The following is an 11,531-nucleotide window of genomic DNA, read 5'->3' as shown; positions in this document are numbered from 1 at the left end:
TCTGTCCCGATATGAAACAAACTAGGTGTTTTCACCAGGATCGCGAGATGCGTGGGCCGGCGGCAAATTCGATGCACGGTTATAGGTGGGCGTCGCACCGGAATGTGTCAAAACCATGACGCTTCGGATAATCGGCGCCATCTTGGTGCCTGGGTATTGCCGCTGCGATGTCGCCGCTGATCCTGCTTTTCTTTGTGCTGGCCTATTTCGCGCTGCTGCTGGGCGTGGCCTGGTGGAGCTCGCGGCGTGCCGACAACCAGAGTTTTTTCATCGGCAACCGCAACAGCAACTGGATGCTGGTGGCCTTCGGCATGGTCGGCACCTCACTGTCGGGAGTGACCTTCATCAGCGTGCCGGGCGCCGTGGGCGCCACCGCCTTCAGCTACTTCCAGATCGTGCTGGGCCAGTTCATCGGCTATGCGGTGATCGCCTTCGTGCTGCTGCCGCTGTACTACCGGCTGCAGCTGACCTCGATCTACGACTATCTGGGCCGGCGCCTGGGGCCGCGCAGCTACCGCAGCGGCGCCGGCTTCTTCATCCTGTCGCGCACCTTGGGCGCCACCGCCCGCCTCTACCTGGTGGTGAAGATCCTGCAGGACGCGATTCTTGAGCGCATCGGCCTGCCGTTCTGGCTGACCGCGCTGGTGATCCTGTTGATGATCCTGGCCTATACCTACGAGGGCGGGGTCAAGACCATTGTCTGGACCGACACCTTGCAGACCTCGTGCATGCTAGGCGGCCTGATCGTCTGCGTGGCCTATCTGCTGCAGAGCCTGGACCTGTCGCTGGCGCAGAGCCTGGCGAGCATGGACGCGAGCGGACTGTCGCGCGTCTTCGAGACCGACCCGAACAGCCGCTTCTTCTTCGGCAAGCAGATACTGGCCGGCGCCTTCATCGCGATCGCGATGACCGGCATGGACCAGGAGATGATGCAGAAGAACATCTCGGTCAAGCGCCTGGCCGACTCGCAGAAGAATGTGATGGTGTTGGCCACCATCATGCTGGGCGTGGTGCTGCTGTTCCTCTTCCTCGGCGGCCTGCTGCATCTGTTCGCGGCGCAAGCGGGGCTGGCGGCCCGGGGCGACGCGCTGTTCGCGGCTGTCGTGCTGAACCATCTGCCGGCCTGGGTGCAGCTGGTCTTCGTGATCGCGCTGATCTCGGCGCTCTTCCCCAGCGCCGATGGCGCCATCACCGCGCTGACTTCCAGCTTCTGCATCGACTTCCTGAACCTGCAGCGCCGCAGCGACTGGAGCGAGGCCAGGCGCCTGGCCGTGCGCAAGCGCGTGCATCTGGGCTTTGCCGCGCTGTTCCTGCTGCTGGTGATGGTGTTCAAGTGGGTCAACAACCCCAGCATGATCGGCCTGATCCTGAAGCTGGCCGGCTACACCTATGGGCCGCTGCTGGGCCTGTTCGCCTTCGGCATCCTGACGCGGCGCTCGGTGCGCGACCGCTGGGTGCCGCTGGTGGCCGTGGCCGCGCCGCTGCTGAGCTGGTTGCTGGACAGCCAGCAGCGCGCGCTGTTCGGCAGCTACGAGCTGGGGCTGGAACTGCTGCTGATCAACGGTGCGCTGACCTTCGCCGGGCTGTGGCTGCTGTCCAGCGCCGCCAGGCCGTCCTCGACCTAGGCAAGACCTGACGCCGGGGACGGCGCTCGGCTCATCCGGGCGGCGGCCGTTGTTGGCACAATCCAGCCTCCTCGACACCCCGGGCTCCCATGACCCTGACCCAGCTGATCGCCGGCTTTGTGCGCCGGCACTGGCGCGCCTACCTGGCCTCGGCCCTGATGCTGGCGGCCATCGCGGTGCTGACCGTCTGGATCCCGCGCCAAGTCGGCGCCGTGGTCGACGGCATGGTGGCCGGCCGCCTGCTGGAGCAGGGCCTGTGGCGCGAGCTGGGCCTGCTGGCGCTGGCGGGCCTGCTGATCTATCTGTTCCGGGTCGGCTGGCGCATCGCGCTGTTCGGCGCCGCCTACCAGCTCGGCCGCGAGCTGCGCACCCGGCTTTACGAGCGCCTGACCCTGCAAGGCCCGGTGTTCTTCCAGGCCAAGCGCACCGGCGATCTGATGGCGCTGGCGACCAATGACATCGACGCGGTCGAGATGGCCGCCGGCGAGGCCTTGCTGGCGGCCTTCGACGGCTCGCTGACCCTGATCCTGGTGCTGGCCATGATGACCTTGGGCGTCGACTGGCGCCTGGGCCTGGCGGCCCTCTTGCCCTTCCCGCTGATGGCGCTGGCCTTCTGGCGCATTTCCGACCATGTCCACCATGCCTGGAAATCCTCGCTGGACCGCTTCTCGCTGCTGAACCAGCATGTCCAGGAGGGTCTGGCCAGCGTGCGCACGCTGCGCGCGCTGGGCCTGACCCGGCGCAATGCGGGCCAGTTCGCCGCGCTGGCCGACAGCGCCGGCGAGGCCAGCTACCAGGCCCAGCGCTGGGAGGCCGCCTACGAGCCGGCCGTGGGCATGACCTTGACCGCCGCGATGGCGATCGCGCTGGGCCTGGGCGGCGCTCTGGTGGCGCGCCAGGAGCTGAGCATCGGCCAGCTGACCTCGTTCACGATGTATCTGGGCCAGCTGATCTGGCCGATGTTCGCGGCCGGCTGGGTGCTGTCCCTGCTGGAGCGCGGCCGCGCCGCCTGGAACCGGCTGGCACCGGTGCTGGAGGCGCCGCTGACGCTGGCCGACGAGGGTCAGGCGCGGCTGCCGACAAACGCCGAGATCGCTTTCAAGCAGCTGTCCTTCGCCTACCCCAGCGAGGAGGCCAACCCACGCCTGGCGCTGGAGGCGGTCAGCCTGCGCCTGAAGCCCGGCCAGACCCTGGGTCTGGTCGGCCCGACCGGAGCCGGCAAGTCCACGCTGCTGCGCCTGCTGCTGCGCCAGTTCGAGCCCGGCAGCGGCCGGGTGTGCATCGGGGGCCAGGTCTTGCCCGAGATAGCGCTGGCCGCGCTGCGCCGGTCCATCGCCTGGGTGCCGCAGGAGCCTTTCCTGTTCTCGGCCTCGATTGCCGAGAACATCGCGCTGGCCAAGCCCGGCGCGAGCCGCGAGCAGATCGAGCAGGCCGCCGAGCTGGCCGCCGTGCACGGCGATATCCAGCGCCTGCCGCAGGGCTATGACACCCTGGTCGGCGAGCGCGGCGTGACCCTGTCCGGCGGCCAGCGCCAGCGCGTCGCGATCGCCCGCGCCCTGCTCAGCGACGCGCCCATCCTGCTGCTGGACGATGCGCTGTCGGCGGTCGACACCGGCACCGAGACGCAGATCCTCGATCATTTGCGCGAGCTGCGGGAGCAGCGCCCGGAGCGCTGCGTGATCATCGTCAGCCACCGGCTCAGCGCGGTGATGGAGGCCGATCAGATCGCCGTGCTGCGTAAGGGACGCATCACCGAGCAGGGCAGCCACGCGGAGCTGCTGGCGCTGGAGGGCTGGTACGCGACGCAATGGCGCTACCAACAACTGGAGGCCAGCCTCGATGCCGCCTGAAGTCAAAGAAGAAGACAGCAAGGAAGCCAAGCCCTGGGCCTCGGTGGGCCTGCTGCTGGAGTCGGCCGAGGGCGAGCGCCCCACCCTGCTGCGCGGGCTCGTCTGGCTGGTGATCGCGGCCGGGCTCGAAGCGCTGGGCCCCATCATCGGCAAGTACTTCATCGACCACTATCTGCTGCCGCGCCAGTTCGATGTGATGGCCATGGCCGGCCTGCTGGCGGCGCTGCTCTTGAGCGGCTGGGCCGCCAGCTGGATACGCTATGCCCAGCTGACCCGCATGGCCGGCGTGGCGCGGCGCTCGGTGATGCGGCTGCGCGAGCGGGTCTATGCCCATGTGCTGGCCCTGCCCATGGCCTTTTTCGACAAGGCCATCACCGGCCAGCTGGTCAGCCGCGTCACCAATGACAGCGAGGCCGTCAACCAGCTCTACCGCCAGGTGCTCTATGTGATGCTGGACTCCAGCATCGTCGTGATCGGCTCGATGATCGCGATGGCCTGGCTGGACTGGCGGCTGATGCTGATCGTTGCGATGCTGGTGCCGGCCATGCTGATCATCATCACGCTGTACCAGCGCCTGTCCAGCAGCGCGGTGGCGCGCTCGCGCCAGCTGCGCAGCGAGATCAACGCCCATATGGCCGAGAGCATGGCCGGCATGGCGGTGCTGCAGGCCAGCGGCGCCGCGCCGCGCTTCGCCGAGCGCTTTGCCGACACCAACGGCCGCCAGTTCGGCGCCCGCATGGACGAGCTGCGCGCCAATGCCTGGCTGCTGCGCCCGGCGCTGGACCTGCTGAACGTGCTGCTGATCGTGACCCTGATCTATGGCTTCGGCCAGCGCCAGGTGTCCTTGGGCCAGGGTGCGCTGGAGGTGGGCCTGCTCTACGCCTTCCTGGCGTATATCGCCCGCGTGGTCGAGCCGCTGATCCAGATCACGATGCAGTTCGGCCAGCTGCAGCAGTCGATGGTGGCGGCCGCGCGGGTGCGCACCCTGCTGCAGGAGATGCAGCCGGTGCCGCAGACCCAGGCCGGCCTGCAGATCGCGCGCGGCCATATCCGCATCGATGACCTGAGCTTCGGCTATGACCCGGCGCATCCGGTGCTGCACGACCTGAGCCTGGACTTCCCGGCCGGCAGCTTCGTCGGCATCGTCGGCCACACCGGCAGCGGCAAGTCCACGCTGCTGTCATTGCTGCTGCGCTTCTACACGGCCCAGAGCGGCCGCATCGCGATAGACGGGCTGAGCCTGGCCAGCCTGCCGGACGAGGCCTTCCGCGCCGCCGTCGGCCTGGTGCCGCAGGAGCCCTATCTGATGGCCGCCAGCGCGCGCGAGAACATCGCGATGGGCCGCAAGATCAGCGAGGAGCAGCTGATCGCCGCCGCCAAGGCCGCCCGCATCGACGCGTTCCTGGCCGCCCTGCCGCAGGGCTATGACACCCTGCTGGGCGAGGGCGGCGCCCGCGTCTCCACCGGGCAGAAGCAGCTGATCGCGATGGCCCGCGCGCTGGCCGGCGCACCGCGCATCCTGTTCCTCGACGAAGCCACGTCGAACATCGACAGCGCCACCGAGCGCGTCATCAGCGAGGCCCTGGAAGCGCTGCGCGGCCAGGTCACCGTGGTGGCGATCGCGCACCGCCTGTCCACCATCCGCGAGGCCGACCAGATCATCGTGCTGAACCACGGCCACCTGGCCGAGCGCGGCACGCACGAGCAGCTGATGCGCCACGAGGGCGGCATCTACCAGCGGCTGGTGCAGCTGCAGGCGCTGGATGCGGGAACCGGGCAGAGCTGATCGACAATCCCCCCATGGCCCAAGGCAAACGAATCTCCGCCGACATCGACAGCGACGCGCTCCAGGCGATCAAGGACATCGGCGCCGCCGCCAAGCAGGCTCGCCTGGAGGCGGGCGAGGGCCAGGCGGCTGCAGCCGCCCGGCTGGGTGTCCATGTGCAGACCATCGCGCGCATCGAAGCCGGTGAGCCGGGCGTCGCGATCGGCCATGTGATGGGGCTGCTGGCGCTCTATGGTCTGGCGACGAAGCTGTCGCCAGGCAGCCTGCCCGAAGACTGAGAAAACAGACCTCAGGCGGCGCCGACCTCGCTCGCCACCTCGGCGATCAGCGCACGCAACCAGCGGTGCGCCGCGTCCTGGCGGTAGCGCACATGCCAGGCCATCTGCACCGGGAAGCGGCCGAGATCGGCCGGCGTCGGCAGTATCTTCAGTCGAGCGTCATGGACCAGACGGCGGCAGATCAGATTCGGCAGCGTGGCGCAATAGTCGGTCACGGCGATCACTTCCGGGATGGCCAGGAAATGCGTCACCGACACCGCGACCTCGCGCCTGAGCCCCTGGCGCTCCAGCGCCTGGAACAGGCCCACGCGCAAACGCCCGGGCGGCAGCATGTTCACATGCCTGAGCTGCTCATACTGCTTGCGCGAGATCTTCTGATCGACCTGCGGATGGTCGGCGCGCACGATGCAGGACAGGCCGTCGTCCATCAGCTGCTGCACAACCAGGTTGTCCGGCGGATCGGTGATGCGCCCCAGCACCAGGGCTGTTGAACCGGAGATCACGCCGGTCTCGGCCAGATCCGCGCCGTAAGGCGTGAGCCGCAGGCTGATACCCGGCGCCCGCTCGCGCAGCCGCGCCACGATGGCCGGAACGAGCACGAACTCGACATAGCTATTGGGTGCGATCGTCAGCAGCAGCTTCGCCTTCGCCGGGTCGAACTCCTGCTGGCCCAGGATCACCACGTCCAGGTTCACCAGCGCGGCCGCGATCACCGGCGCCAGCTCCAGGGCCTTGGGTGTCGGCTGCATGCCATAGCGCTCGCGGGTGAAGAGCGGATCCAGCAGCAGCGCACGCAGCCGCGTCAGCGCGTTCGACAGCGCCGGCTGGGTGATGCCCAGCCGCTCGGCCGCGCGCGTCACGCTGCGCTCCTCCATCAAGGCCAGGAAAACGGGCAGCAGGTTCAGGTCGTAGCGCACCCAGTCATATTGTCAGAGACATATCTGAAATTCAACCAATAAATTTGATGAATACATGCGCCGCACCCAAACTCTGCCTGACCCGAACGCAATCTCTTTGCTCTCCGCACATCCCGAAAGGAATCCCCATGTCTTCCGAAGCCCTCTTCTCTCCCGCCCGCCTCGGCGCCATCGAGGTCAAGAACCGCATCGCGATGGCTCCGCTGACCCGCTCGCGCGCCGGCATGGACGGCCTGCCCTCGCCGCTGGCCGTCGAGTACTACCGCCAGCGCGCCTCGGCCGGCCTGCTGATCACCGAAGCCACCAATATCTCGCCCCAGGGCCGCGGCTATGCCTACACGCCCGGCATCTACAGCGACGACCAGGTGGCGGCCTGGAAGCAGGTCACCGATGCCGTCCATGCCGCCGACGGCAGGATCGTGATGCAGCTCTGGCATGTCGGTCGCATGTCGCATGTGAGCCTGCAGGAAGGCGGCGCCGCACCGGTCGCGCCCAGCGCCTTGCAGGCCGGCGGCAGCGTCTTCACGGAGCAGGGCTTCGAGCCGCCGTCGATGCCGCGTGCGCTGGAAACCCATGAGATCGCCGGCATCGTCGAGGACTACCGCCAGGCCGCGATCCGCGCCAAGGCCGCCGGCTTCGACGGCGTCGAGGTGCATGCGGCCAACGGCTATCTGCTGGAGCAGTTCCTGCGCGACAGCACCAACCGGCGCAGCGATCGGTACGGCGGCTCGATCGAGAACCGTGCCCGGCTGATCCTCGAGGTGGTGGACGCCGTGGCCGGCGTCTGGGGCTCCGGCCGCGTGGGCCTGCGCCTGTCCCCGCTGTCCACCGCCATCGGCGACACGCCGCTGGACAGCACGCCGATGCAGACCCATGCCTATCTGGCCCGCCAGCTCGGCGCACGGGGCCTGGCCTTCCTGCATGTGGTCGAGGGCCAGATGCATGGCGAGGACGGCAGCAGCGAGCGGTACGACAACGCGGCCCTGCGCGCGGCCTTCGGCAGCGGCGCCTACATCGCCAACAACGGCTACGACCGCCAGCGCGCGCTGGAGGCCACGGCCTCGGGCCATGCTGATATGGTGGCCTTCGGGCGTGCCTTCATCGGCAACCCGGACCTGGTGGCCCGTCTGCGCCTGAATGCGCCGCTGTTCGACGCCCCCTTCTCGGCCTATTTCGGCGGCGGCGCCGAGGGCTATACCGAGTTCACGACCCAGCAGGCGGCCTGAGCCGCCCCGTCCTCAACGAATCAGGAGATAGCCATGGCCATCATCAAGGACCTGCTCCCCGGCAAGCTGGGCTTCGGTACCGCACCGCTGGGCAATATGTTCCGCGACATCCCCGAGGCCGAGGCCAGAGCCACGGTAGACGCCGCCTGGCACGACGGCATCCGCTTCTTCGACAACGCCCCCTTCTACGGTGCCGGCCTGGCCGAGCTGCGCATGGGCGAGGCCCTGGCCGGCCAGCCGCGTGACGAGTACGTCGTCGCGACCAAGGTCGGCCGCCTGATCCTGGACGAGGTGGAGGATGTCGGCACCCGCGACCTCGGCGAGAAGGGCGATGTGTTCAAGCATGGCCGTCCGAACAAGATCGTCAACGACTACTCGGCCGACGCCACGCTGCGCTCGATAGCGGACAGCCTGCAGCGCCTGCGCACCGACCGGCTGGACATCGTCTGGGTGCACGATGTCGCGCAGGACTTCTATGGCGACGAATGGCTCAGCGTGTTCGAGAGCGCGCGCCAGGGCGCCTTCAAGACCCTGGACCGGCTGCGTGACGAGGGCGTGATCAAGGCCTGGGGCCTGGGCGTCAACCGGGTGGAGCCGATCGAGCTGCTGCTGGATCTGGAAGGCCCGCGCCCGGACGGCTTCCTGCTGGCCGGCCGCTACACCTTGCTGGACCATGAGCGCGCGCTGCAGCGTGTGATGCCCAAGGTCATGGCGCGCGACCTGAGCATCGTCGTCGGTGGGCCCTACAGCTCGGGTGCGCTGGTCGGCGGCCCTAATTTCGAGTACGCCCCGGCCAAGCCGGAGCTCCTCGCCAAGGTTGCGCGGATCAAGGCAATCGCCGACCGCTACGGCATCAGCATGAAGGCCGCAGGGCTGCAGTTCGCGCTGGCCCATCCGGCCGTGGCTGCGGTCATTCCCGGTGCCAGCCGGCCGGGCCGCATCGCCGAAGACCGGGCCGCGCTGAACGAAAAGGTGCCGGCCGACTTCTGGCACGAGCTCAGCGCCCAGGCTCTTGTCGCCTCTGCTGCCGTACTGCCGGCCGCAGACAGCGCGGCCTGAGGACCTGACTTTCTTATTGCCCGGGGGGCTGCTGCAATGAATCAGGCGCTGCGTTTCGCATATGGGGCGGCGGCGGGTCGTGCCTTTGCGGCGCCAGGCCTGGCCGCACCCTTGCATTTCGTCACCATGCCTTTTGCGCCTTACGCCTACCCCGGTCTCGACGGCCGCCCCGCCGGCCCCCTGGTCGAGCTGCTGCATGCGGCCTGCGCCGAATCTCGCCCTGGTCAATGAGACGGCGGCACAAGCGCTGAGCGCCACGGCAGGCTTGGCTCCGCTGCGGCCGGTGGGCGAGGTCAAGAACCTGGTCTACGCCTACGCCTTCGTCCCGACAAGAATCAGCGGCACGCAGGCGCAGGTCTTCGGCGATGCGATCCGCGCCCTGTGCCATCGGGGCCGCATCGCCGAGATCTTCAGGCTCCACGGGCTGCCGGTCGCGGACTGCCGACACGCCGCGCCAGGACGCCGGACCCCATGAGCCCATGGGCCTTACGGCCCATGGCGGTCACGCCCCGGTCACCGGGGTGGGCAACCATCCATCCCCTACCTACATATTGATCGGAGGAGCGATGGACCTCGCATTGCGGCCCCAGGGCCGGTGGTTGCCCTGGATGATCGGCCTGGCGCTGCTGGCGGCGGGCGCGACGGCTGCAATCTGGGTCAGCCAGGCCAGGGCTTCGGCGCCCAAACAGGTCGATGTGCCGCTCGCCGGCGCCTCGGTCGAGCCCGAGGCCGATCTGGAAGCACAGTTCGAGGCCGGCTGCGAGCAAGCGATGCGGCAGCGCCGTTTCGACGATGCGCTGCGCGGCTGCAAGAGCTTTCTGGATCGCCCCAAGCAGGCAGGCCGGGCCAACGCACGCCTGGCCATCGCCGAGGGCTTGCGCAGCGAGGGCACCGCAGCGCCAACCGCCAGCATCCATCATGCGGAGCAGGCGGCCCGGCTGCAAGACCCGCTGGGCGAGCTGGTCCATGCGATCCATATCCTCAACGGCGACGGCCGTGCGGCCGAGCTGAGCGTGGACGAGGCGGTGCGGCTGCTGGGCCGTGCGCAACAGGGCGGCGTCGCAGCGGCCAAGGCCATGCTGGAGCAGCTGGACGGCGATCAGCAATGCCGCCAGCAGGCCCGGGTGCAGCTGTTCGAGCAGGCGGTTTTCTGCATGCGGCGCGGCGAGCTGCGCCAGGCCTTGCGGGCCCAGGGCCTGCGCGAGCAGGACAGCAGCGGCGATGGGGAGCGCGATGTCTTCGCGGTCGGGCACAAGCTGCCCGGCGCACGGCAGCTGGTGGTGAGCTATATGCGCGGCGCGCAATCACGCCTGCTGCAGGTGGCCGAACTGAGCTACCGCTTTCCGGCCCAGGGGCCCGCGGAGCTCGCAGTGACCGCACAGCGTCTGCGCGGCGCGCTGCAAAGCAAGTATGGCCGGACGCTCGGCGAGACCGCGCGCTGGCGCAGCGAGGACGGCGTCGACATCGAGCTGCGTCCGCAGCCCGGCCATGAGCTGCTGCTGAGCTATCGCATCGCCGAGCGGGTGACGGTGCGCGACGAGCAGCAGCGCCGCAAGCTGCAGCAAGCAGCGGAGCGGCTGGTCGCGCTGACAGCGCGCGCGCTCTAGCTAAACCAGTTGCAAGACCTGCTGCAGTATCAGCACCGCAAAAAAGCCCAGCGCCGCCAGCACGGTCCACTTGATGATCACCAGACCGCGCTGGCGCCAGGCCACCTGGCGGGTGCCGGCATACATCGCGAAGCAGAGAATGCCGGCCAGCAGCAGCAGGCCGACGAGGATGCGGAAGAACAGCATGGGGGCGGACTGTACTACCAGGCCGGCGCCAGCTCCGCGAAGCCCTGCGGGGCCTCGCGCTCGTCCTCGAAGCTGACGATCTCGTAGGCCTCGGCATCGGCCAGCAGCGCGCGCAGCAGCTTGTTGTTCAGCGCGTGGCCGCCCTTGAAGGAGGTGTAGGCGGCCAGCAGCGGGTAGCCGGCGACATGCATATCGCCGATCGCGTCGAGGATCTTGTGCTTGACGAACTCGTCGTCGTAGCGCAGGCCCTCGGCATTGAGCACCCGGTAGTCGTCGACGACGATGGCGTTGTCCATCGAGCCGCCGAGGGTCAGGCCGCGCGAGCGCATGGTCTCGATATCGCTGGTCATGCCGAAGGTGCGGGCCCGCGCGATCTCGCGCTTGTACTGGCCCGAACCCATATCGAACACATAGTGCTGGCCGGTGGCCGCGACCGCCGGGTTGTCGAACTCGATCTGGAAGCTCAAGGTGTAGCCATGGTGCGGCTCCAGCCGCGCCCACATCAGCCGCTTGCCCTCGCCCTGGCGCACCTCGACGGTTTTCTTGACGCGCAGAAACTTCTTCGCCGCGTTCTGCAGCTCGATGCCGGCGCTCTGCAGCAGGTAGACATAGCTGGCGGCCGAGCCGTCGAGGATAGGCACCTCGTCGGCACTGATGTCGACATAGAGGTTGTCGATGCCCAGACCCGCGCAGGCCGACAGCAGGTGCTCGATGGTCTGCACCTTGGGCGCACCGGGGTCGCCGCCGGGGCTGACCGTGGTGGCCATGCGGGTGTCGCTGACGGTGTCGGCGCGCACCGGGATGTCGACCGGGGTGTTCAGATCGACGCGCCGGAACACGATGCCGGTGTCGGGCGCGGCCGGGCGCAGCGTCATCTCGACCTTCTGGCCGCTGTGGATGCCGACGCCGACGGCGCGGGTCAGCGACTTCAGGGTTCGTTGCTTGAGCATGGCGCGATTGTCGGTGATTACCCGAAGCCCTGCAGCCGCCCGCCTTT

11 protein-coding genes are annotated in these 11,531 nt (G+C 68.5%); 8 read left to right on the top strand and 3 right to left on the bottom strand.

The annotated features are described in order from the left end of the window. Window positions 1-167: 167 nt before the first annotated feature. From ABGI63_RS12325 to ABGI63_RS12310, 4 genes are all read left to right on the top strand, one after another. Window positions 168-1,625 (top strand): sodium:solute symporter, encoded by a 1,458-nt coding sequence (locus ABGI63_RS12325; protein ID WP_349742688.1) that lies wholly within the window; start codon window positions 168-170, stop codon window positions 1,623-1,625. A gap of 89 nt (window positions 1,626-1,714) precedes the next feature. Continuing rightward, complete coding sequence (locus ABGI63_RS12320) at window positions 1,715-3,475, top strand: ABC transporter ATP-binding protein (protein ID WP_349742687.1); 1,761 nt, start codon at window positions 1,715-1,717, stop codon at window positions 3,473-3,475. Beyond that, window positions 3,465-5,261, top strand: coding sequence for an ABC transporter ATP-binding protein (locus tag ABGI63_RS12315; RefSeq protein ID WP_349742686.1), 1,797 nt, complete (start codon window positions 3,465-3,467; stop codon window positions 5,259-5,261). Before ABGI63_RS12320 ends, ABGI63_RS12315 begins: the two co-directional genes overlap by 11 nt. Window positions 5,262-5,275: 14 nt before the next feature. Further along, a complete protein-coding gene (locus ABGI63_RS12310; RefSeq protein ID WP_349742685.1) occupies window positions 5,276-5,539 on the top strand; it encodes a helix-turn-helix domain-containing protein in 264 nt (87 codons plus the stop codon). An 11-nt stretch (window positions 5,540-5,550) separates the two neighbouring features. On the opposite strand, the gene ABGI63_RS12305 is transcribed toward ABGI63_RS12310, so the two are convergent. Then, on the bottom strand, window positions 5,551-6,456 hold the full coding sequence (locus ABGI63_RS12305) for a LysR family transcriptional regulator (protein ID WP_349742684.1): 906 nt from the start codon (window positions 6,454-6,456) through the stop codon (window positions 5,551-5,553). 128 nt (window positions 6,457-6,584) lie between these two features. On the opposite strand from ABGI63_RS12305, the gene ABGI63_RS12300 reads away from it, so the two are divergent. The 4 genes from ABGI63_RS12300 (at window position 6,585) to ABGI63_RS12285 (ending at window position 10,348) form a co-directional block, all read left to right on the top strand. Further along, window positions 6,585-7,682: an alkene reductase gene (locus ABGI63_RS12300; RefSeq protein WP_349742683.1), complete on the top strand. Its 1,098-nt coding sequence runs from the start codon at window positions 6,585-6,587 to the stop codon at window positions 7,680-7,682. A 33-nt stretch (window positions 7,683-7,715) separates the two neighbouring features. Then, on the top strand, window positions 7,716-8,741 hold the full coding sequence (locus tag ABGI63_RS12295; RefSeq protein WP_349742682.1) for an aldo/keto reductase: 1,026 nt from the start codon (window positions 7,716-7,718) through the stop codon (window positions 8,739-8,741). A gap of 196 nt (window positions 8,742-8,937) precedes the next feature. Further along, window positions 8,938-9,216 (top strand): hypothetical protein, encoded by a 279-nt coding sequence (locus tag ABGI63_RS12290; RefSeq protein ID WP_349742681.1) that lies wholly within the window; start codon window positions 8,938-8,940, stop codon window positions 9,214-9,216. A gap of 91 nt (window positions 9,217-9,307) precedes the next feature. Continuing rightward, window positions 9,308-10,348: a hypothetical protein gene (locus tag ABGI63_RS12285; protein ID WP_349742680.1), complete on the top strand. Its 1,041-nt coding sequence runs from the start codon at window positions 9,308-9,310 to the stop codon at window positions 10,346-10,348. On the opposite strand, the gene ABGI63_RS12280 is transcribed toward ABGI63_RS12285, so the two are convergent. Then, a complete protein-coding gene (locus ABGI63_RS12280; RefSeq protein WP_349742679.1) occupies window positions 10,349-10,534 on the bottom strand; it encodes a hypothetical protein in 186 nt (61 codons plus the stop codon). A 14-nt stretch (window positions 10,535-10,548) separates the two neighbouring features. Further along, a complete protein-coding gene (lpxC, locus tag ABGI63_RS12275) occupies window positions 10,549-11,484 on the bottom strand; it encodes a UDP-3-O-acyl-N-acetylglucosamine deacetylase (protein ID WP_349742678.1) in 936 nt (311 codons plus the stop codon). Window positions 11,485-11,531: the final 47 nt, after the last annotated feature.

It is taken from the genome of Roseateles cavernae, from assembly GCF_040187885.1.
Lineage (GTDB): Bacteria > Pseudomonadota > Gammaproteobacteria > Burkholderiales > Burkholderiaceae_C > Roseateles_E > Roseateles_E cavernae.
Note: the sequence above shows the minus strand (reverse complement) of the source record. Positions and strands in the feature narration are given on the sequence as shown.

Excerpts from the sequence above, each read along its gene's own strand:
- ABGI63_RS12325 (WP_349742688.1), top strand. The coding sequence starts at position 168 with ATGTCGCCGCTGATCCTGCTTTTCTTTGTGCTGGCCTATTTCGCGCTG.
- ABGI63_RS12320 (WP_349742687.1), top strand. The coding sequence starts at position 1,715 with ATGACCCTGACCCAGCTGATCGCCGGCTTTGTGCGCCGGCACTGGCGC.
- ABGI63_RS12315 (WP_349742686.1), top strand. The coding sequence starts at position 3,465 with ATGCCGCCTGAAGTCAAAGAAGAAGACAGCAAGGAAGCCAAGCCCTGG.
- ABGI63_RS12310 (WP_349742685.1), top strand. The coding sequence starts at position 5,276 with ATGGCCCAAGGCAAACGAATCTCCGCCGACATCGACAGCGACGCGCTC.
- ABGI63_RS12300 (WP_349742683.1), top strand. The coding sequence starts at position 6,585 with ATGTCTTCCGAAGCCCTCTTCTCTCCCGCCCGCCTCGGCGCCATCGAG.
- ABGI63_RS12295 (WP_349742682.1), top strand. The coding sequence starts at position 7,716 with ATGGCCATCATCAAGGACCTGCTCCCCGGCAAGCTGGGCTTCGGTACC.
- ABGI63_RS12290 (WP_349742681.1), top strand. The coding sequence starts at position 8,938 with ATGCGGCCTGCGCCGAATCTCGCCCTGGTCAATGAGACGGCGGCACAA.
- ABGI63_RS12285 (WP_349742680.1), top strand. The coding sequence starts at position 9,308 with ATGGACCTCGCATTGCGGCCCCAGGGCCGGTGGTTGCCCTGGATGATC.
- ABGI63_RS12280 (WP_349742679.1), bottom strand. The coding sequence starts at position 10,534 with ATGCTGTTCTTCCGCATCCTCGTCGGCCTGCTGCTGCTGGCCGGCATT.
- lpxC (WP_349742678.1), bottom strand. The coding sequence starts at position 11,484 with ATGCTCAAGCAACGAACCCTGAAGTCGCTGACCCGCGCCGTCGGCGTC.